This window comes from Micromonospora sp. WMMA1947, assembly GCF_027497355.1.
GTDB lineage: Bacteria > Actinomycetota > Actinomycetes > Mycobacteriales > Micromonosporaceae > Micromonospora.
In genome coordinates, this window is sequence record NZ_CP114909.1 from 3,429,443 (window position 1) to 3,450,269 (window position 20,827).

The 20,827-nt window shown below is 73.8% G+C and carries 17 protein-coding genes; 11 read left to right on the plus strand and 6 right to left on the minus strand.

Annotation, left to right across the window (positions count from 1 at the left end; genetic code table 11):
- Positions 1 to 12 precede the first annotated feature (12 nt).
- The gene (locus O7604_RS16480) at positions 13 to 936 is read right to left on the minus strand and encodes an ABC transporter ATP-binding protein (RefSeq protein ID WP_281577038.1); all 924 of its coding nucleotides are present in this window, start codon (positions 934 to 936) and stop codon (positions 13 to 15) included.
- Between the two features lie 77 nt (positions 937 to 1,013).
- On the opposite strand from O7604_RS16480, the gene O7604_RS16485 reads away from it, so the two are divergent.
- Entirely contained in the window at positions 1,014 to 1,553 is a 540-nt protein-coding gene (locus O7604_RS16485) for a GNAT family protein (RefSeq protein WP_269704626.1), read from the plus strand.
- 48 nt (positions 1,554 to 1,601) lie between these two features.
- Here the strand turns inward: O7604_RS16485 and O7604_RS16490 are convergent, their stop codons facing one another.
- The 5 genes from O7604_RS16490 to O7604_RS16510 all read right to left on the minus strand — a co-directional run bounded on the left by O7604_RS16490 (position 1,602) and on the right by O7604_RS16510 (position 8,613).
- Positions 1,602 to 2,570: a TAXI family TRAP transporter solute-binding subunit gene (locus O7604_RS16490; RefSeq protein ID WP_269704627.1), complete on the minus strand. Its 969-nt coding sequence runs from the start codon at positions 2,568 to 2,570 to the stop codon at positions 1,602 to 1,604.
- Positions 2,567 to 2,959, minus strand: a complete 393-nt coding sequence (locus O7604_RS16495; protein WP_091421601.1) for a roadblock/LC7 domain-containing protein — start codon at positions 2,957 to 2,959, stop codon at positions 2,567 to 2,569. The genes O7604_RS16490 and O7604_RS16495 overlap by 4 nt, the downstream gene beginning before the upstream one ends.
- Entirely contained in the window at positions 2,956 to 5,307 is a 2,352-nt protein-coding gene (locus tag O7604_RS16500) for a nitrate- and nitrite sensing domain-containing protein (RefSeq protein WP_281577039.1), read from the minus strand. The genes O7604_RS16495 and O7604_RS16500 overlap by 4 nt, the downstream gene beginning before the upstream one ends.
- A 64-nt stretch (positions 5,308 to 5,371) precedes the next feature.
- Complete coding sequence (locus tag O7604_RS16505) at positions 5,372 to 6,391, minus strand: TAXI family TRAP transporter solute-binding subunit (protein ID WP_281577040.1); 1,020 nt, start codon at positions 6,389 to 6,391, stop codon at positions 5,372 to 5,374.
- Positions 6,367 to 8,613: a TRAP transporter fused permease subunit gene (locus O7604_RS16510; protein WP_281577041.1), complete on the minus strand. Its 2,247-nt coding sequence runs from the start codon at positions 8,611 to 8,613 to the stop codon at positions 6,367 to 6,369. The genes O7604_RS16505 and O7604_RS16510 overlap by 25 nt, the downstream gene beginning before the upstream one ends.
- 962 nt (positions 8,614 to 9,575) lie before the next feature.
- On the opposite strand from O7604_RS16510, the gene O7604_RS16515 reads away from it, so the two are divergent.
- The 10 genes from O7604_RS16515 to O7604_RS16560 all read left to right on the plus strand — a co-directional run bounded on the left by O7604_RS16515 (position 9,576) and on the right by O7604_RS16560 (position 20,827).
- Positions 9,576 to 10,664, plus strand: coding sequence for a YihY/virulence factor BrkB family protein (locus O7604_RS16515; RefSeq protein ID WP_269704631.1), 1,089 nt, complete (start codon positions 9,576 to 9,578; stop codon positions 10,662 to 10,664).
- Between the two features lie 184 nt (positions 10,665 to 10,848).
- On the plus strand, positions 10,849 to 12,027 hold the full coding sequence (locus tag O7604_RS16520; RefSeq protein ID WP_281577042.1) for an ROK family protein: 1,179 nt from the start codon (positions 10,849 to 10,851) through the stop codon (positions 12,025 to 12,027).
- Positions 12,024 to 13,592 carry a sugar ABC transporter ATP-binding protein gene (locus O7604_RS16525; RefSeq protein ID WP_269704633.1) on the plus strand — a complete coding sequence of 523 codons (1,569 nt, stop codon included), beginning with the start codon at positions 12,024 to 12,026 and terminating at the stop codon, positions 13,590 to 13,592. Before O7604_RS16520 ends, O7604_RS16525 begins: the two co-directional genes overlap by 4 nt.
- On the plus strand, positions 13,589 to 14,677 hold the full coding sequence (locus O7604_RS16530) for an ABC transporter permease (RefSeq protein WP_269704634.1): 1,089 nt from the start codon (positions 13,589 to 13,591) through the stop codon (positions 14,675 to 14,677). The genes O7604_RS16525 and O7604_RS16530 overlap by 4 nt, the downstream gene beginning before the upstream one ends.
- 92 nt (positions 14,678 to 14,769) lie before the next feature.
- A complete protein-coding gene (locus O7604_RS16535) occupies positions 14,770 to 15,822 on the plus strand; it encodes a substrate-binding domain-containing protein (RefSeq protein WP_281577043.1) in 1,053 nt (350 codons plus the stop codon).
- A 20-nt stretch (positions 15,823 to 15,842) separates the two neighbouring features.
- Complete coding sequence (locus O7604_RS16540; RefSeq protein WP_269704635.1) at positions 15,843 to 17,048, plus strand: Gfo/Idh/MocA family oxidoreductase; 1,206 nt, start codon at positions 15,843 to 15,845, stop codon at positions 17,046 to 17,048.
- A 207-nt stretch (positions 17,049 to 17,255) separates the two neighbouring features.
- Entirely contained in the window at positions 17,256 to 18,404 is a 1,149-nt protein-coding gene (locus O7604_RS16545; protein WP_281577044.1) for an inositol-3-phosphate synthase, read from the plus strand.
- Complete coding sequence (locus tag O7604_RS16550; RefSeq protein ID WP_281577045.1) at positions 18,401 to 19,300, plus strand: SCO3242 family prenyltransferase; 900 nt, start codon at positions 18,401 to 18,403, stop codon at positions 19,298 to 19,300. Before O7604_RS16545 ends, O7604_RS16550 begins: the two co-directional genes overlap by 4 nt.
- Positions 19,297 to 20,187, plus strand: coding sequence for a sugar phosphate isomerase/epimerase family protein (locus O7604_RS16555; protein WP_281577046.1), 891 nt, complete (start codon positions 19,297 to 19,299; stop codon positions 20,185 to 20,187). Before O7604_RS16550 ends, O7604_RS16555 begins: the two co-directional genes overlap by 4 nt.
- A gap of 34 nt (positions 20,188 to 20,221) precedes the next feature.
- A complete protein-coding gene (locus O7604_RS16560; RefSeq protein ID WP_281577047.1) occupies positions 20,222 to 20,827 on the plus strand; it encodes an EboA domain-containing protein in 606 nt (201 codons plus the stop codon).

The following is a 20,827-nucleotide window of genomic DNA, read 5'->3' on the forward strand; positions in this document are numbered from 1 at the left end:
TGGGGTCACGCCTCAGCGGGCGGCGAGGGCGACGAAGACGTCGTCGAGGGAGGGCTCGGCGAGGTGCAGCCGGGTGATGTCGGCGGCGGCGTCGCCGGCCTCGGTCAGGGCCTTCGCCAGGGCACGCGGGTCGTCGGGCACGCTGAGGCGTACCCGGTCCGGCCGGTCGGGATCGGCGCGGAATCCGGCCTCGGACGCGGCGGCGAACGCGGTGGCGGCGGCGGCGCCGGAGAGGTCGAGCGTGAGCGTACGGGCGCCGACGCGTTGCTTGAGCACCGCCGGTGGGCCCTGGGCGACCACCCGGCCGTCCCGGAGCACCGCGATCTCGGTGGCGAGCACGTCCGCCTCGTGCAGGTCCTGGGTCGAGAGGAGCAGCGACGTGCCGGCCTGGTTGAGGCGGGTCAGCTCGGTCCAGAAGTCGATGCGCGCGAGCGGGTCCAGGCCGGTGGTCGGCTCGTCCAGGATCACCACGGCGGGCTCGGCGACGAGCGCCACGGCCAGGTCGAGCTTGCGGCGGGTGCCGCCGGAGAGCTTGGCCACCCGGGTCGAGCGGTGCTCGCCCAGGCCGAACAGGCCGATGAGTTCCCGGGTGCGGCGCGCCCGCTCACGGCGGCCGAGCCCGAGCGCCACGCCGTGGAAGTCGAGCACCTCCGTCGGTGAGGCCAGCGGGTCCAGGGCGTTCGACTGCGGCGCGAGGCCGATCAGGCGCCGGGCGTCCCGGGCCTGCGTGACGGTGTCGAACCCGCCGACGCGTACCGAACCGGACGTCGGAGTGCGCAGCGTCGCGACGATCTCCAGCAGCGTGGACTTGCCGGCGCCGTTGTGGCCGAGCACGACGAAGCGGCTGCCGGGCGCGACGGTGAGGTCGAGCGCGCGCAGGGCGTCCCGGGTCCCGTAGGTCTTGGTCAGGGCGGTGGCGAGCACGAGCGGGGTCATGCCGCCACCCTACCGACCGGTCGGTAGGGGAGCCAAATCCGGTTGTCGACCCACCCGCCCGCCGCTAGCGTCACGGCATGTTCGCCACCGAGCGCGTCCGTCTGCGCCCGCCCACCCCCGACGACGCGCCGGACCTGTTCCGCCTGAACGCCGATCCGGAACTGCACCTGGTCACCGACGACGGGCCGTTCCTGCCGCACCACGTCGGCCACGTCCGGGCCCGGCTGGAGAAACGCGCCGCCGAGCAGCCGGCGCTCGACGCCGCGGTGTCGCTGCTGGCCGAGACCGTCGCCGACGGCACGTTCCTCGGCACCGGCGTGCTGTGGGGCATCAACACCTTCAACGGGTACGCCCACCTCGGCATCACCCTGCTCCCCGAGGCGCGCGGTCAGGGCTACGGCACCGAGGTGATCCGGCTGCTCTGCCGGTACGGCTTCCGCAACCGCAACCTGCGGCGCCTGGAGATCGAGACGCTCGCCGGCAACACGGCCATGCGGCGTACCGCCGAGAGATGCGGGTTCGTCCACGAGGGCACCCAGCGGGACCGCGAGTACGACGGCGACGGCTACACCGACCTGGTGCTCTACGGCCTGCTGCGGCGCGACTGGACGCCGTAGCCGCAGTGGTGCCGCCCCGGCGCTGGCCGAGGCGGCACGGTCCTGCGCTCAGCCGGTGCGGTAGAACCGTTGCGCACCCGGGTGCAACGGGATCGGGCGGGTCGCCGCGGCGCTGGACCGGTTGAAGTTCGCCGCCTCCGGGTGCACCTGGATCAGCTCCCCCTGCCAGGTGAACAGCACCCGGGTCAGGTCGTACGCGAGTTGCTCCGGCATGTCCGCCGCCACCAGGATCACGTTCGCCACCGTGATGGTCGGCGTCGGCGCGGGGGTGCCGTAGACCTCCTTCGGCAGCGTCGCGGTCGTGTAGACCGCGCCGAAGCGGGCGCTCAGCGGCTCGATCAGTTCGTCGATCGGCAGCAGCCGGAACGTGCCGGGCGCGGAGGACAGCAGGTCCTTGACGCCAGGTGTGGGCAGACCGCCGGAGAAGAACATGGCGTCCAGGCCCTTGGCCCGCATCTGCTTCACCGTTTCCGGCAGCGACAGGTTGAGCCGTTGGATGTCCCGGTTCGGGTCGATGCCGGCGGCGGTGAGCAGGCGCCCCGCGATGATGTCGGTGCCGGACTTCGGCGAACCGGTGGAGATGCGCTTGCCGCGCAGGTCGGCGAAGCTGCGGATCTTGCCGTCGGCGCGGACGATCACGTGCGTGTAGTTGCTGTAGACCCGCGCCAGCGCGCGCACCGCCTGCGGCTGCTTGTCGAACGCCCCACGCCCGTCCACCGCGTCCGCCGCCGTGTCGGCCAGGCTGAACGCGATCTCCATGTCCCCGCTCGCCACCCGGGTGATGTTCTCCACCGAGGCGCCGGTCGGCTCCGCCCGCGCCTCGTACCCGGGCAGGTGACGGGTGATCAGGTCGGCGTACCCGCCGCCGAGCTGGTAGTAGACGCCTGTGGTGTTGCCGGTGGCCAGGAAGATCCGCCCACCGTGCCACGCCTCCGGGGCCGGGTCCTCGGCCGCGCAGCCGGCCACCAGCACCGCCGTCATCAGCGCGGCGGTCAGCCGCACCGCGCGGCCGGTCACCGGCGGACCGCCGGTTCCAGCGCCTCCGCCACCCGCTGCACCAGCGTCGCCGTCTCGTAACCGATCTGGCCCAGGTCGCAGCCGGGCGCGGCGAGCACGCCGAGCAGCGCCCGTTCACCCACCGCCATCACCAGCATCACCCCGCCGTCCATGTCGACGATCTGCTGGCGCACCCGGCCGGCGGACATCAGCCGGGCCGCGCCAACGGTCAGGCTCGCCAGCCCGCTGATCACCGCCGAGAGCTGGTCGACCTGGTCCGGGGCGAGGTCCGGCGAAGACGCCAGCCGCAGCCCGTCCTCGGAGACCGCGAGCGCGTGCGAGACGTCCGGCACCTGCTCGGCGAAGTTCGCCAGCAGCCAGTCCAGGCCGGCGGAGGACGGTGAGGTCATGGTCTTCTCCCGGTGGGTGTGGTGTTCGGGGCACGGCGGGTCGCGCTGGCCACCCCCTCGGCGAGGGCGGACAGCCGGGCACGTACCACTTCGGGGTCGAGCAGGTCGACGGCCGGCGGCGGTGCGGTGGCGTCCGGCATCGGCTCGGGCAGGTGGCCGCCCACCTGCCGCCGGGGCAGCCCGGCGGCGGTGGTCGGGACGGGCGTCGGCGGCCCGCTCACCGGCCGGATCCGGGCCGTGCTCGGCGCCAGCAACGCGCCTCCCGGCGTGCGGACGGCGGCGACGCCGCGCACCGGGCCGACGGGTGTGGCGCTGGTGACGAGGCTGCGGCTGCCGGCCGCCGACCGCGCCGCGGGCCCGGACTTGAACCATGCCGCGGCGCGCGGTCGCCGCTCGACCATCGGCCGCGACGCCACCGACTCGACCCGGGTCAGCGCCGACTCCGGTACGTCGACCTGCGCCACCGTTCCGGTGCCGGGGTTGTGCAACTGCACCCGGATGCCGTGCCGGGCAGCCAGGTGGGCCACCACGTGCAGGCCCATGCTGCCCGCCGCGGCGCTGGAGAGCGTGGCCGGCGCGGCCAGCCGCTCGTTGATCTCGGCCAGCCGGCCCTCGCTGACACCGATGCCCTGGTCGTGGACGCGCAGCACCAGCCCGTCAACGGTGCGCCGGCCGTCGACGAGTACCCGGGCTGCGGGCGGCGAGTAGACGGTGGCGTTCTCCAGCAGCTCGGCCAGGAGGTGCACCAGGTTGCCGGCCGCCGCGCCGTGCACCGCGGCGGTCGGCACGTCGATCTCCACCCGCGGGTAGTCCTCGATCTCGGAGGCCGCCGCCCGTACTACGTCCTCCAGCAGCAACGCGCCCTCGTGCCCCCGGCCGGGCTCACCACCGGCGAGCACCAGCAGGTTCTCCCCGTTGCGACGCAACCGGGCGGCGAGGTGGTCCAGCGCGAACAGCCGGGCCAGCGCGTCCGGGTCGGTCTCCTCGCGCTCGAAGTCGTCGAGCAGCCGCAGCTGCCGGGTGATGAGCGTCCGGATGCGCCGGGCCAGCGCCTCCGCCATCCGGGTCACGTCCAGCCGCAACTCGGCCTGCTGGCCGGCCAGCCGCAACGCGGCCCGGTTCACCGTGTCGAACGCCTCGGCGACCTGCGCCACCTCGTCCCGGCCCCGCCTGATCCCGTCGGTCATCCGGGTTGCCGCACCCTCCGCCGGGGTGCCCTCGCCCGCCGCGATCGCGGTGATCCGTTCCGGCAGCTCCCGGTTCGCCATGGTGAGCGCGGCCACCCGCAGCCGGCGCAACCGGCGGCTGGTACGGACCGCCAGCAACACGGCGGTGACCAGCGATCCGAGCGCGACGGTGCTCGTCGCACCGGCGGTCAGCACCGCGCGCAGCCGGGCCGCCGCGGCCAGGTCCGCCGCGTCCCGGTCCAGCCCGTCGGACAGGTCCCGGCCGAGCAGGTTGTACCGGCGGATCGCGCCGCTCTGCGCCACGTACCAGGCGTCGCCGTCGATCTCCACCGTGCCCGGCGCGCCGTCGAGGTCGAGGACGGCGTCCCGCATCCGGCGGGCCGTGGTCACGTCGGCGCCATCGACCAAGCGGTACCAGGCGGTTCTCGACGAGTCGGAGGCGATCCGCAGGAACTCGGCCTGCCGCTGCTCCCGGGCACCCCGCAGCCGGCCCAGCCGGGCCAGTTCGCCACTTTGCAGTCCACCGCGGACGAACACCGCCCGTAGCAGGTCGCGCTCCAGCGAGGACAGATGCTCCTGGGCGGCCACCGCTGCCACCTCACGGGCCTGGTTGGCCAGGTCGGCGTCGCGGAGCTGGCTCGGCAGCGCGTCCGCGACCGCGAGCAGGGACTCCACGAGCGACACGTACGCCGGGTCGGCGTCCTCGCCAGCCACCGCCTGCTCCCGGGTGGGGGCGAGCTTGTCCAGGCGCCGGCTGGCGTCGTTGAGCACGGGTGCCAGGTCGGGGGCGGCCCGGCGCACGTCACCCTGCGCCGCGCGGTAGCGCTCCACAGCCGTGTCCACCCGGCGACGCTGCGCGTCCACGAGCGGGCGGCCCGACGTACCACCGCGCTGGCGCAACGCGGCCGTCTCGCCCAGTTCGCGTTCCAGCTCGTGCACCAGCCGTACGGTCGCGGTGGCGGTGCCGGCGAGCACGCGGGCCCGGTCGGCGTCGGTGGACGCGTCGAGCGCGGCGTCGGTCTGCGCCGCGCCCAGCACGACCAGGCCGGCGGTGGCCACCAGGATCGGGGCCAGCAGTTGGACGCGGACCGAGCGGAGGCGTCCGGTGCGGTCCGCGGAGCGGTGATGCCGGCGTACGCGAGCCGGGTGGGGCAGCGGCACGGGGGTCTCCGGGTCGGGTCGGTGGGCCGGGCCCGGACGCGTGTCCGGGCCCGGCCCGTTCGGGTCAGCTCGCGCCGAGGTCGCTCAGCGCCCGCTCCGCGCCGCGGTGCAGCGGCACCGGGTCGGTCTTGCGGGCGTTGCCCAGCTCGATGCCCTTCGCCGCCGGGTTCGCCTGGGCCAGAGTGTCCTTCTTCTCGAAGACCGTCCGGGTGATCGCGCAGGCCACGTCGGCGTCCAGGTTGTCCCGCACCAGCAGCACGTTCGGCACCACGATGGTGGGCACGTCGGCCGGGGTCCGGTAGATGTCCTTGCCGATGGTGCCCGCCTGGTAGGCCGGGTTCAGCTCCGCCATCTTCGGCAGCAGCGGGCTGATGTCGACGAACTTCACCTTGTCGCCGGACGTGGTGAACAGGTCGGTCACCCCGCCGGTCGGCACGCCGCCGGACCAGAAGAAGCCGTCGATGCTGCCGTCCTTCATGCCGTCGACGGTCTTGGTGAGGTCCAGCCGCTGCGCCTGGATGTCCTTGGCCGGGTCCAGCCCGGCGGCGGTGAGCAGCCGGTTGGCGATGACCTCGGTGCCGGACTTGGGCGAGCCGGTGGAGATCTTCTTGCCCTTCATGTCGGCCACCGACGTGATACCCGCGTCGGCGCGGACCACCACCTGCGTGTAGTTGTCGTAGATCCGGGCCAGTGCCTTGACCGGCTGCGGCGCGGTGAAGCTCCCCTTGCCCTGCACCGCGTTGACGGCGGTGTCGAACAGCGAGAACGCCACGTCGTACTGGCCGGCGACGAGCTGCTCGACGTTCTGCACCGAGGCGCCGGTCTCGGCGGCCGTCCCGGTGAGCTTGCCGTCGGTGGTCTTGCTCAGCTCACCGGCGAGCGCGTTGCCGACCACGTAGTAGACGCCGGTGGCGTTGCCGGTGGCGATGCCGACCCGGGTGTCCTTGGTGACCTTGCAGCTGACCTCGCGGGCCGCGTCGTCCTTCGCCGCGCCGTCCTGACGGCCCCCGCAGCCGGCGGCACCGGCGGCGACCAGGACAAGTGCCCCGACGCCCGCCACTATCCTCGCGTCGATCCGTCCCACTCTCTCTCCTCCCCAAGGTCCACGGATTCTTCGACCGCCGGGCGGCCGGGGTGTCCGGCGGCGCCACGTCGGACGTACACGCCCGCGACCGCGAGCGCGGCGAGTGCCGCGCCGATCGCCATGGGCAGCGGTTCCAGCCAGAGCAGCACCAGTCCGGCAATCGCGCCGACGATCCGCTCCGGCACGCCGGCCGGGCCCACACCCGGGAGCCAGCCGCCGGCCGCGACCGCCAGCACGGCCACGCCCAACGCCGACACCAGGCCGGCCGTCACGATCCGCCCGGCGCCGCCGATGCCGAGCAGGCCGAGGCCGGTCGGCGTGATCACGAAGGCCAGCGGGATCAGGTACGCCGGCAGCGCGTACCGCAGGGTCTGCCACATGGTCGGCACCAACCGGCCGCCGGTGACCGCGGCGGCGGCGACAGCCGCGAGCGCGGTCGGCGGCGAGACCTCGGACAGCACCGCGAAGTAGAAGACGAACATGGCCGCGGCGGGCGCCTCGACGCCCAGGTTCAGCAGCGCCGGACCGATGATCACCCAGCCGATGACGAAGGAGGCGGTGACCGGCACCGCGAGGCCGAGCAGGCTGAGCGCGACCGCGGCGAGCACGGCGGTCAGCGCCAGCACCACCGCCGGCTCCGAGCTGACCGCCTGCGCGCCGTCGATCAGCAGCGCGGCGGCCTGCGGCCCGAGGCCGGTCTTCGTGGTGGTGGCGGTGATGATGCCGGCCGCGGCGCAGACGGCGGTCACCGCGAGCACCCCGCGTACGCCGTCGCGCAGCGCCTCCACCAGCCGGGCCGGGGTGAGCCGGTGCCGCCGGTCCAGGAAGGACAGGACCGCGGCGAGCACGGTGGCGATGACCACCGCCCGCATCGCGGACGCGCCGAGCGCCAGCACCAGGATGATCACGAGAAGGGAGAGGAAGTGGTAGCCGAAGCGGGCCAGCAGGCGCCAGGCCGAGCCGGTGTCGATGACCACCGGCCGGACCCCGGAGCGCCGGGCGTCGATCTCGACGGAGAGCAGGATGCCCAGGTAGTAGAGGATCGTCGGCACCGTCGCCCAGCCGAGCACCTGGAGGTAGGACACGCCCAGGTACTCGGCGATGATGAACGCGGCGGCGCCGAGCGTCGGCGGGGACAGGATCGCTCCCACACCGGCGGCGGCGAGCATGCCGCCCGCGCGTTCGGCCGGGTAGCCGGCGCGCCGCAGGATCGGCCAGGTCACCGCGCCGATGCTGACGGTGGTGGCGGCGCCGGAGCCGGAGACCGTGCCGAGCAGGAAGCCCGAGGCGACGGCGGTGCGGCCGGCGGCCGTACGGGAACGGCGGAACGCGGCGGCGGACAGCTCCACGAAGAACCGGCCCGCCCCGGAGAGGTTGAGCACCGCGCCGTAGATGGTGAACAGCACGATGTAGGAGGCGGCCACGTCGAGCGGGGTGCCGTAGAAGCCGCTGTCGGAGTTGTAGAACGCGTCGACGAGCTGCCCGAAGTCGAGCCCCGCGTGCGCCACCGGCCAGGCCTGCGGCAGCAGGCCGCCGTAGTAGCCGTACCCGAGGAACAGCACGCACACCGCGGGCAGGATCCATCCGGTGGTGCGCCGGCACGCCTCGAGCAGCAGGAGCAGCAGCCCGGTGCCGAACGCCACGTCCAGCGGATCCAGCAGCCCCTGCCGGTCGAGGAAGGCGTCGTACCCGCCGCCACCGGCGCCGATCGTGACCGGCAGTACCGGGTAGAGGCAGACGACGAGCGCCGTGACGGCCAGCAGCCAGTCCACCGGCGTCGGTCCGTGCCGGTCGTCAGTGTCGGCTGCGGTCCGCCGCAGCCGCACCCCCGAGGGGTACGCGAGGAACACCATCGGCAGGACGCCGGCCAGGAAGAAGATGAGGTAGTACTTGCTGCCCTGGGCCAGCGGGAAGAACACCTGCCAGAGCGTCAGCAGACCGACCGCGACGGTGACGCCGGTGAAGAGGAGGCCGACCGGTCCGGCGAGCACCCGGCCCGGCTTCTCGTCCTCGAACCGGGCGGCGAGTTCGCGGGTGTCCGGGTGCGATCCGTCCGGGGCGTGCTCCGGGCTCTCGTCCGCGGTGTCGCGGTCCGCGTCGCCGCGGGTGTGGTGGTGTCCGGCGTGGCTGTGGTGGTGCGTCTCGCCCGGCCCGTCGTCGGCCCATTCGGGGCCGCCGACGTTGCCCTCGTCCGGCGGCAGTGACACCACCTCGGCGTCCACGTCGGACCCCGGTCGTCCGCCGGACGGCGGCCGGGGTTTCGGGGGAGTGGCGTCGGAGGGGCGAACGGGCGGCACGATCGGGCACGATACGCGAATAGCGCGCACGGTGGGAACATTGCCGATCATGATTGCAATGAGTGACGGAATGGAGCGTCGCTCACTCGTGGCACGTATTTCTTGAAACAGTTTCGCGATGCCGGGAGGGGGTCTCTCGCGGCCTACTTCCAGCATGGTTTACAACGATGAAGAATGGGCGTGTCCCGGGATGCTTGCCGTCACGCAACGTGTCCACTGAGGTGGGTGGGTCGTCCGCGTTGACGCGCGCGGACACCGTCCGTCGCAGCGGGGCGCGCCGGTTCGCGCGCGCTCGCGCCCGGCGTACCCGCCCGGACGGGAAATGCGCGGAGTGCGTCTTCTCCGCTCCGCGTTTCCGCGAGCGCCGTCCTTTCTGCCGAGGTGGCGGCATCGGAAGACAGATCACGCGCCCCGTCGGTGCCCCCCGACCGCGCCGCCCCGTACGCCGCGCCCCATTGGCGCGCCGGCCGGCGGACGGGCGGTGACCGACCCTTCGTGGGTGGAACGCCATGGGTGCTTCCGGCCCCGTTTCACACCCGTGACGTTCCACTCGTCGTGACCGTCGTCGAGATGGCGGCGACGGGTGGTCGCGGCGGAGCGACGGCTCGCCGAGATCTCGGGCGGGGTGCGGTGGGGCGCCGGTGAGAGGGTGCCTCCCGCCGCCTTTGCTCTGCATCCATCGGCGCACACGGTGACGGAGCGTGTCCGCCGCGCGGGTGGCTGCAGAGCAAAGGCGGCGAGGGAGTGAAAGCGCCGACGGGGAAGAGGGCGGCGGAGAGCGGGCAGGCGGCGGCCGGGTGGCCGGGTGGCCGGTTTGCGGGTGCGGTGGTTACCGCTGCCCTCGTCAGGGCATGTCGTGCGGGACGACATGACGACGAGGAGGTGCCATGGCCGCCCGCGACGACGCCCACGACGTCCACGACGACGCCCGCGACGCGCGCGACGTCCCCGCTGCGCGCGACGACGCCCGCGCCGGGCAGGACCGGTCCGGCGGGCGCGAGCACGTGGGGCCGGTGGGGCCGGACGACGGACCGGACAGCCCGGCCGACCTGTCGGCGACGGGCTGGATGGCGACCCTCAAGCGGACCGTCCGGGAGTTCCAGGACGACAGCCTCACCGACTGGGCCGCCGCGCTCACCTACTACGGCGTGCTCTCCATCTTCCCGGGCGTCCTGGTGCTGATCTCGCTGCTCGGCCTGCTCGGCGACCGGGCCACCGAGGGGGTACGGGACACCGTCGGGCAGGCGGTGCCGGAGGAGAACATTCGCCGCGTCATCGAGACCGCGATCGACCAGGCCGGCCAGTCCGGCGGCCTGGCGAGCATCGCGGCGATCGTCGGTCTGGCGGCGGCGTTCTGGTCGGCCTCCGGCTACATCGCCGCGTTCATGCGCGCCTCGAACAGCATCTACGACGTGCCGGAGGGACGGCCGATCTGGAAGACGCTGCCGGTACGCCTCGGCGTGACCGCGGTGATCGGCGTGATGCTGCTGATCAGCGCCGTGATCGTGGTGTTCACCGGCGGGCTGGCCGAGCAGGCCGGAAACGCGATCGGGCTCGGCGGGACCGCCGTGACGGTCTGGAACATCGCCAAGTGGCCGGTGCTGCTGGTGCTGGTGAGCCTGATGTTCGCGATCCTCTACTGGGCCTCGCCGAACGCCCGGCACGGCGGCTTCCGCTGGGTCAGCCCCGGTGGCGTGCTCGCGGTGGTGCTCTGGCTGGTGGTGTCCGGGCTGTTCGCGCTCTACGTCAGCAACTTCGGCTCGTACAACAAGACGTACGGCGCGGTGGCCGGCGTGATCATCTTCCTGGTGTGGCTCTGGCTGAGCAACGTGGCGATCCTGCTCGGTGCGGAGTTCGACGCCGAGTTGGAGCGCAGCCGCGCCATCGCGGCCGGGCACCCGGTCGACGAGGAGCCCTACGTCGAGCTGCGCGACGACCGCAAGCTGCGCAAGAAGGGCCGCGCGCCCTCCCGCTGACCCGACATCGCGCCGCCCCGCCCGGAAGTGACACGGGCGGGGCGGCGCGTTTTCATGATCCGGATCTTGCTTTTGTTCGTATGGACAAAAGTTTGCATCGGACGTGCCGAAGCTATGGACATGCGGCCCGGAAGGCTCCTACTGTGTCGGACACAACACCCATCCGATGCGGAGGTGACTGCCGGTGCGGACGGCCGACCCCCTGCACGTACGGCTCCTGCGGCTGCTCCGGGACGAGGGCGCGGTGTCCCGCGCCGAACTCGGCGACCGGCTCCAGATGCCCCGCCCGCGCCTGCTCGCCGAGCTGGAACGCCTCGTCTCCCTGGGATACGTGGCGGAGGCCGGGCTGGCCGCCTCCCGGGGCGGGCGGCGCTCCACCCTCGTCGAGCTGAGCCCGCACCTGCGGTTCGCCGCCGTCGACCTGGGCGCCAGCTCGATCGACGTGGAGGTGGTGAACGGCCGGCTGGAGACGGTGGCCGCCTACACCGAGGCCGCCGACATCCGCTCCGGGCCGAAGGTGACCCTCCAGCGGGTGAACGAGCTGCTGCACAAGGCCAAGGTGGACGGCGCGTACGAGCGGCTCGACGCGGTCGGCATCGGCGTACCGGGCCCGGTGAGCTTCCGCGACGGCGTGCCGGTCTCCCCGCCGATCATGCCCGGGTGGGACCGGTTCCCGGTCCGCGAGCTGCTCACCCGCGAACACGGCTGCCCGGCGGTGGTCGACAACGACGTCAACATCATGGCGATCGGGGAACGGCACGGCGGCGTGGCCCACTCGGTCGACGACTTCCTGTTCATCAAGATCGGTACCGGCATCGGCTGCGGCATCTACCTGCACGGCGAGGTCTACCGGGGCACCGACGGCTGCGCCGGGGACATCGGCCACATCCAGGTCGACCCGAATGGTCCGATGTGTTCCTGCGGCAACCTCGGCTGCCTGGAAGCGGTGTTCAGCGGCGCCGCGCTGGCCCGCGAGGCGACTGTGGCGGCCCGCACCGAGGTGTCCCCGGCGCTGGCCGAGCGGCTGGCCGCCCGGGGCGTGGTGACCGCGCTCGACGTGGCGCAGGGGGCGATCGAGGGGGACGTCACCTGCATCCAGCTCATCCGCGACGGCGGCCGGCGGGTCGGCAGTGTCCTGGCCGGGCTGGTCAGCTTCACCAACCCGTCGATGATCGTCATCGGCGGCGGGCTCGCCCAGCTCGGCCACATCCTGCTCGCCGAGATCCGCAGCGTGGTCTACCGCCGCTCGCTGCCGCTGGCCACCGGCAACCTGCCCGTCGTCCTGTCCGAGCTGGGCCCGCGCGCCGGCGTCGCCGGCGCGGCGGTGCTGGCCAGCGACCTCGCGTTCGGAGAAGCAGCATGAGCGACACCGGCACGCCACTGGTCGAGGCGCCCGCCGACGCCGTCGCGGGCGAGGTGGTCCTGCGCCTCACCGACGTGGTCAAGACGTTCCCGGGGGTACGCGCGCTCGACGGCGTCCAGCTGGAGGTACGGGCCGGTGAGGTGCACTGCCTGCTGGGACAGAACGGCGCCGGCAAGTCCACCCTGATCAAGGTGCTGGCCGGGGTGCACCGGCCGGACTCCGGCGAGGTCCTGTGGCGGGGCGAGCCGGCGTCGTTCGCCAACCCGCAGGCCGCCATGCGCGCCGGCATCGCCACCATCTACCAGGAACTCGACCTGGTCGACGACCTGTCGGTGGCGGAGAACGCGTTCCTCGGCCACGAGCCGCGCCGGTTCGGCTTCGTCCGGCGGGGGCACATGGCCCGGCGTACCCGGCAGATCCTGGCCCGGCTCGGCCACCCGGAGATCCCGCCCGGCCGCCTGGTGCGGCACCTGCCGGCCGCGGGCAAGCAGATCGTCAGCATGGCCCGGGCGCTGTCCCACGAGGCCCGGCTGATCATCATGGACGAACCGAGCGCGGTGCTGGCCCACGACGAGGTGGCGAACCTGTTCCGGATCATCCGGGAACTCACCGCGCAGGGCATCGCGGTCATCTACATCTCGCACCGGCTGGAGGAGATCCGCGAGATCGGCGACCGGGTCACCGTACTCAAGGACGGCCGGACCACGGCGGCGAGCCTGCCGGCCCGCGAGACGCCGACCCGCGATCTGGTCGCCCGGATGACTGGGCGGACCATCGAGTACGTCTTCCCGCAGCGTCCGGCCGACCACGGGGGCGGTGCGGAACTGCTGCGGGTGGACGGGCTGACCCGGCACGGCGAGTTCGCCGACGTCTCGCTCGGGGTCCGGGCCGGCGAGATCGTCGGCATCGCCGGGCTGGTCGGTTCCGGCCGTTCGGAGCTGCTGGAGACCATCTTCGGCGCGCGCCGGGCGCAGGCCGGGACGGTCCGGGTCGACGGCCGCGTGTTGCGTCCGGGCAGCGTGGGCGCCGCGGTACGGGCCGGGATGGGCATGGCGCCGGAGGAGCGCAAGAGTCAGGCGCTGCTGCTCGGCGAACCGATCTACCGCAACGTCACGCTCGCCACGTTCAGCAGGTACGCCCGCCTCGGGTTCACCGACGCCGGGCGGGAACGCGCCGAGGCCGACCGGATCGCGGCGTCGCTGGAGTTGCGGCCCCGGGACGTACGCCGGCCGGTGCGCACGCTCTCCGGCGGCAACCAGCAGAAGGTGGTGGTCGGGCGGTGGCTGCTCGGGGACACCCGGCTGCTGTTGCTCGACGAGCCGACCCGGGGCGTGGACGTGGGCGCTCGGGCCGAGCTGTACCAGGTGATCCGCGACCTGGCCGCCCGCGGCGTCGGGGTGCTGCTGGTCTCCAGCGAGGTGCCCGAGGTGCTGGGCCTGGCCGACCGGGTGCTGGTGATGCGGGAGGGCCGGGTGGTCCGCGAGGCCCCGGCCGGCGAACTGGACGAGAACACCGTGCTCGACCTCGTCATGGCGGGGTCCCTCATGGAAGGCGCACCGGCATGAGCGAAGCCACTGACACCTCGCTGCCCGCGCAGTCGCCGCCGGTGGAACGGGCGGAGACCGCCAAGGTCGACGCGCCGGCGCGGCTCTCCTGGTGGCGCGGCGACGGCGGGGAGGGCGTCAAGCGCAACCTCGGCCTGCTCGCCACGCTCGTCGTCCTGGTGGTCATCGGCATCCTGACCCGCCCCGACCTCTACGGTGATGCGAACTGGGTGTGGGGCAACACGCTCACCATCCTCAAGCTCGCCTCGGTGGTCGGCGTGGTCACCGTCGGGATGACCTTCGTGATCATCGGCGGCGGCATCGACTTGTCGGTCGGCGCAATCGTGGCGCTGGCGGGGGTCTGGTGCACCACAGTGGCCACGCAGAGCTACGGCGCGGGCGGCATGATCTTCACCGCGCTCACCGTCGGGCTCGCCGTCGGCGTGGTGAACGGGCTGCTCGTCTCGTACGGACGGCTGGTGCCGTTCATCGCCACGCTCGCCATGCTCGTCGCCGCCCGGGGGCTGGCGGCGGAGATCTCCGACAAGCAGACCCAGGTGTCCGGCAACACGTTCATCAACGGCATCGCCAGCACGAACGTGCTCGGCATCCCGCTGCTCGTGTACATCCTGGTGGCGGTGGTGGCGGCCGGCTGGGTGCTGTTGAACCGCACCACGTTCGGCCGCCGTACGGTGGCGGTCGGCGGCAACCCCGAGGCGGCCCGGCTCGCCGGCATCAACGTCCGCCGGCACACGGTGCTCCTCTACGCGCTCTCCGGCCTGTGCTGCGGCATCGCCGCGGTCATGCTGACCGCGCAGGCCACCTCCGCGCAGGCGGCGATGGCCAACCTCTACGAGCTGGACGCGATCGCCGCCGCGATCATCGGCGGCACGCTGCTCAGCGGCGGGCGGGGCACGATCATCGGTTCCCTGCTCGGGGTGATCATCTTCTCCACGATCACCAACCTGTTCGCCATCAACAACCTGTCCGCCGAGGCCCAGAACATGGTCAAGGGCGGCATCATCGTCGCCGCCGTCCTCGTCCAGCAGGTGCAGTTCGGCAGCCTGACCCAGTTCCTCGCCCGCAACCGGGCCACCACCACCTGATCCCATTCGCACACCCCCGGCCGCCGTCGCACCGACAGTGGTCCGGCCCGCCACACCCGAAACCACCCCACCACCTCATCCCAGGAGGCGTCATGAGAACACCGCGCCATGACCTGTCCCGCCGCCGGCTGCTCTTCGGCGGGGCCGCCGTCTCCGCCGGGGTGCTGCTCGCCGGCTGCACCAGCAACGAGCAGAGCCCGACCGAGGCGCAGACCAAGGCGGCCGGTTCCGGCGCCAACATTGAGCCGGGGAAGAAGGTGACCATCGGCTTCTCCGCCCCGGCTGCCGACCACGGCTGGATCGCCGCCATCACCAACAACGCCAAGGCGCAGGCCGGGGCGTACCAGGACGTGGAGCTGAAGTCGGTCGAGGCCGGCGCGGACGCGGCGGCCCAGCGGGCGGCGCTGTCCACGCTGATCTCGCAGAAGCCCGACGTGATCGTGCTGCTGCCGCACGACGGCAAGGAACTCAACGCGTTCGGCCTGGAGGCGATGAAGGCCGGCATCCCGGTGGTGAACCTGGACCGCGCCTTCCCGGACGCGCGCGCCTACCGGTGCCAGATCAAGGGCGACAACTACGGCATGGGGGTGGCCGCCGCCACGTACATCGCCGAGCAGCTCAAGGCCAAGGGCGTGAGCAGCCCGGTGATCGGCGAGATCCCCGGCATCGAGTCGCTGGAGCTGACCCAGGAACGCTCGAAGGGGTTCGCCGACACGCTCGCCTCGTACGGGTTCAAGGTCGCCAACCGGCGGCCGGCGGAGTTCACCGTCGACTCCGGCCAGCAGGCCGCGACCGGCCTGTTCCAGGCGCTGCCGAAGATCGACGCGGTCTGGAACCACGACGACGACCAGGGCATCGGCGTGCTCGCGGCGGTCAACCAGGCCAACCGCAAGGAATTCATCATGGTCGGCGGCGCCGGCTCCAAGAAGGCCATGGAGGACATCGCCGCCGACAACACGGTCCTCAAGGCCACAGTCACCTACAGCCCGTCGATGGCCTCCTCGGCCATCTCCCTGGCCCGCCTGATCGGCCAGGGCAAGGGCATGTCCGACCTGGTCGAACTCCAGGTACCGAAGGAGATCGTCCTCGCCTCCGAGACGATCACCAAGGAGAACGCGAGCGACTACCTGAAGCTCGGGTTCTGACACACGGGGGGAGACCCACCTTGTCCAGTCACGACAGCATCCTGCGGGTCGGCATGGTCGGCTACGCGTTCATGGGCGCCGCGCACTCCCAGGCGTGGCGCACCGTGAACCGGGTGTTCGACCTGCCGGCGCGGGTGCGGATGACGCTCGTCTGCGGCCGCGACGAACCGAAGGTGGCCGAGGCCGCCGACCGGCTCGGCTGGGACGGCTACACCACCGACTGGCGGCGGCTCGTCGAGTCCGACGAGATCGACGTGGTCGACATCTGCACGCCGGGGGACAGCCACCGCGAGATAGCCCTCGCCGCGCTCGCCGCGGGCAAGCACGTGCTGTGCGAGAAGCCGCTGGCGAACAGCGTCGCCGAGGCCCGGGAGATGACCGAGGCCGCGGCCCGGGCCCGGGCGTCCGGGGTACGCGCGATGTGCGGCTTCAACTACCGGCGGGTGCCCGCTGTCGCCCTGATGCGGCAGCTGGTGGCCGAGGGGCGGATCGGCGAGATCCGGCACGTGCGGGCGACCTACCTCCAGGACTGGATCGTCGACCCGCAGTTCCCGCTGGTGTGGCGGTTGCAGAAGGACAGGGCGGGCTCCGGCGCGCTCGGTGACATCGGCGCGCACATCATCGACCTGACCCAGTACGTCGCCGGCCAGCTCATCACCGGGGTCAGCGCGCTGACGGAGACGTTCGTGCGCCAGCGGCCACTGGTCGCCGGGTCGAGCGGCCTGGCCGCGCAGGCCGACGGCAACGGCAGCGCCATGGGGGAGGTGACGGTGGACGACGCGGCGGTGTTCGTGGCCCGGCTCGACGGGGGAGCGCTGGCCACGTACGAGGCGACCCGCTTCGCCACCGGCCGCAAGAACGCCCTGCGGGTCGAGATCAACGGCTCGCGCGGCAGTGTCGTGTTCGACCTGGAACGCCTCAACGAGCTGGAGTTCCTGGACGCCACCCGGCCCGCCGCCGAACAGGGCTTCAGCCGGATCCTGGTGACCGAGCCGGACCACCCGTACCTGGGTGCGTGGTGGCCGCCCGGCCACATCATCGGCTACGAGCACTCCTTCACCCACCAGGCGCGCGACTTCGTGGAGGCGGTCGCCACCGGCGCCGACCCGGCCCCGTCGTTCGCCGACGCGTTGCAGGTCCAGCTCGTGCTCGACGCGGTGACCCGCTCGGCCGAGCGGGCCGCCTGGACGGAGGTGGAGCCAGCGCTGGCCGAAGCTTCCGCCTGACCCGAGGCGGGCCAGGCCCGCCCGACACTCACCGGCGCCGGCCGGCGAGGGCCCGCCCGCGGTTGCGCCCCGCGGCGGGGACGAGGCCGGCTCCGGGGAGCGTGCCGCCGGTGTCCGCCGGCACGACCAGCACGGCCCTCCGGTGCGGCCGGACCGGGATTCCCCGGCCGCACCGGTGGACCGGCCTTACCTGGGGAGGTAGCGCGAATGCGTACGGGTGTCTGGCTGGTGGGTGCGCGCGGCTCGGTCGCCACCACCGCCGTGGTCGGCGGGCTGGCCCTGCGGGCCGGGCTCACCGCGCCGACCGGCTGCGTGACCGAGCTGCCCGACCTGCGCGGGCCCGCCCTGCCGGGCTTCGCCGATCTCGTCTTCGGCGGCCACGACGTGGTCGCCACCCCGCTGACCAAACGCGCCGAGGCGCTCGCCGCCGCCGGGGTGCTGCCCGCCCGGCTGGCCGACGCCGTGGCGCCCGACCTGGCCGCCGTCGAGGCGTCGCTGCGGCCCGCACCCACCGACGGCGACCAGGGCGAGCGGATCGCCGCCGTGGTACGCGACCTGACCGAGTTCCGCACCCGGCACGGGCTGGACCGGGTGGTGATGGTCAACGTCGCCGCCACCGAACCGGCGACCGCCCCGCATCCGGCCCACAGCGACCCGGCCGCGCTGCGGGACGCGCTGACCGGCCCGGCCGACGTGCTGCCGCCCAGCTCCGCGTACGCGTACGCGGCGTTCACCGCGGGCTGCCCGTACGTGGACTTCACCCCGTCGACTGGTGCCCGGCTGCCGGCCCTGGCCGCGCTGGCCGCCGAACGCGGACTGCCGTACGCCGGGCACGACGGCAAGACCGGCGAGACACTGCTCAAGTCGGTGCTCGCACCGATGTTCGCGATGCGCCACCTGGCCGTGCGCTCCTGGTCCGGCACGAACCTGCTCGGCGGTGGCGACGGCGCCACACTCGCCGACCCGGCCGCCAACGCCGCGAAGGTGGGCAGCAAGCAGCGGGTGCTCGCCGAGACGCTCGGCTACCTGCCGCAGGGCCACACCCGGATCGAGTACGTCGAGGAACTCGGCGACTTCAAGACCGCCTGGGACCTGGTCACGTTCGCCGGTTTCCTCGGCACCGGCATGCGGATGGAGTTCACCTGGCACGGCTGCGACTCCGCGCTGGCCGCGCCGCTCGTGCTGGACCTGGCCCGGCTCACCGCCGCCGCCCACGCGGCCGGGTGCGAGGGCCCGCTGACCGAGCTGGCGTTCTTCTTCAAGGATCCGCTCGGCACAACCGGCCACGCCCTCGGCGACCAGTGGACGGTGCTGCGGGACTTCGTCGCCGGCCTGCACGCCCGGGTGACGCCGTGACCCGCCTGGCCGACCTGGCCGAACTGGTCCGTGCGCCCGCCGCGCTCTCCGTACCGGGGGATGTGCTCTCCGGCGCGGCGGCCGCCGGTGCGCTCGGCCCGCGCACACCGGCCCTGGCCGGCGCGTCGGTGCTGCTCTACTGGGCCGGGATGGCCGCCAACGACTGGGCGGACCGGCGGCTGGACGCCGTCGAGCGGCCGGAGCGGCCGATCCCGTCCGGCCGGGTGCGCCCGTCCGTCGCGCTCGGCGTCGCGTCCGGCCTGACCGCCGCCGGCCTCGCCGTCGCCACCGCCGCCGGGGGCCGCCGGGCGGCCGCCGTCGCGCTCCCGCTCGCCGCCACGATCTGGGGGTACGACCTGCGCGCGAAGAACACCGCCGCCGGGCCCGCGGTGATGGCCGCCTGCCGAGGGCTGGACGTGCTGCTCGGCGCGTCCGGCGGCCGGGTGGTCCGGGCGCTGCCCGCCGCGCTCACCGTCGCGGCGCACACCTGGACCGTGACCGCGCTGTCCCGCCGCGAGGTGACCGGCGCGGATCGGCGGCTGCCCGGCCTCACGCTGGCCGGCACCGCGCTGATCGCGCTCGCCACCCCGGCCCGGCCCACCCCGTCCGCCACCGGCTCCGGCCGCAGCGGTGCCGGCCGCGCCGCCCGGCTCGGTGACCTCGTGCCGGCCGTCCTCGCGGCCGGGTACGCCGCCCGCTACGGCCGGGCCCAGGCGCGGGTGCTCGCCGACCCGTCACCGGGCCGGGTGCGCGCCGCCGTCGGGGCCGGGATCACCGGGCTGCCCGCGTTGCAGGGCGCGCTGACCGCCCGCGCCGGGGCCCGGCTGCTCGGCCTCGCCGTGGCCGGGGCCGCTCCGCTCGGCCGCCGCCTGGCCCGACTGATCTCGCCGACATGACCGCTCTCCCCGACGTGACTGCCGAACCGCTGTCCGGCCCGGGCGCGCTGCGCTTCGGGTACGGCACCAACGGCTTCGCCAACCACCGGCTCGGTGACGCGTTGGCGGTCCTCGCCGACCTCGGGTACGTGGGCGTCGCGCTCACCCTCGACCACGACCACCTGGACCCGTTCGCCCCCGGGCTGGTCCGCCGGGTCGCCGCCGTGCGCCGCCGGCTGGACGCGCTCGGGCTCGCCGTGGTGATCGAGACCGGCGCCCGCTACCTGCTGGACCCGTGGCACAAGCACGCGCCGACGCTGCTGCACGACGACCCCGCGCGCCGGGTGGAGTTCCTGCGCCGGGCCGTGCGGATCGGCGCCGACCTGGGCGCGGAGGCGGTCTCCTTCTGGGCCGGCGTACGCCCGCCCGGCGTACCACCAGACGTCGCCGCCGACCGCCTGGTCGCGGGCTGCGCGACCGTCTGCGACGAGGCGGCGGAGGTGGACGTGCCGCTGGGCTTCGAGCCGGAGCCGGGCATGCTCGTCGAGGACATCGCCGGGTGGCGGCGCCTGCGCGCGGCGCTCGGCGAACCGCCCGGCTTCGGCATCACGCTCGACATCGGACACTGCCGCTGCCTGGAGCCGCTGCCGGTGCCGCAGTGTGTGGCGGCAGTCGCCGAGCACCTGGTCAACGTGCAGATCGACGACATGCGCCGGGGCGTGCACGAGCACCTCGAGTTCGGCACCGGCGAGATCGACTTCCCGCCGGTGCTGCGCGCCCTGGCCGACGCCGGCTACCGCGGCCTGGTGGCGGTGGAGCTGCCCCGCCACTCGCACGCCGCGCCGGCCGTCGCCGCCCGCTCACTGGACTTCCTGCGCGCCGCCGCCTCGCGCGGCGAGGGGCGGTGACCCACCACCTTTCCACCCGTAGAGGGGAGACGGCATGACACCCGACCGACTGCGCGCCGCGCTGCGGGGCGTACCCGATCCGCAGTGGCTGGACGCGGCGCTGCGCCGCGTCGCCACCGAGCCCACGGCCGTCGGGCGGTTCTTCGCCGCCGCGGCTCGGCGGTGCGGTCGCGGGCCGCTGCCCGACCCACCGGGCTGGACGGCCGACGAGGCGGCCCGGGCGCTGCTGCTGACCGCGCTGCCGCACGGCCACGCCGCCGCCGCGGAGACGCTCTACCGGCAGGGCGACGCCGCCGAGAAGCGGGCGGTGCTGCGCGCGCTGCCGCTGCTGCCGATCGGCGCGGAGTGCGTGCCGCTGCTGCACGACGCGATCCGCACCAACGACACCCGGCTGGTAGCCGCCGCGCTCGGCCCGTACGCCCGCCACCTGGAACAGGCGACCTGGCGGCAGGCGGTGCTCAAGTGCGTGTTCACCGGCGTGCCGCTCGCCGTGGTCGACGGCCTGCCGGAGCGGGCCGACGGCGAGCTGGCCCGGATGCTCGCCGCGTACGCCGCCGAGCGCCAGGCCGCCGGCCGGACCATGCCCGCCGACGCGACCGACCTGCTGCGCCGGCTGACCATCCCCACCACGGAGGCGTGA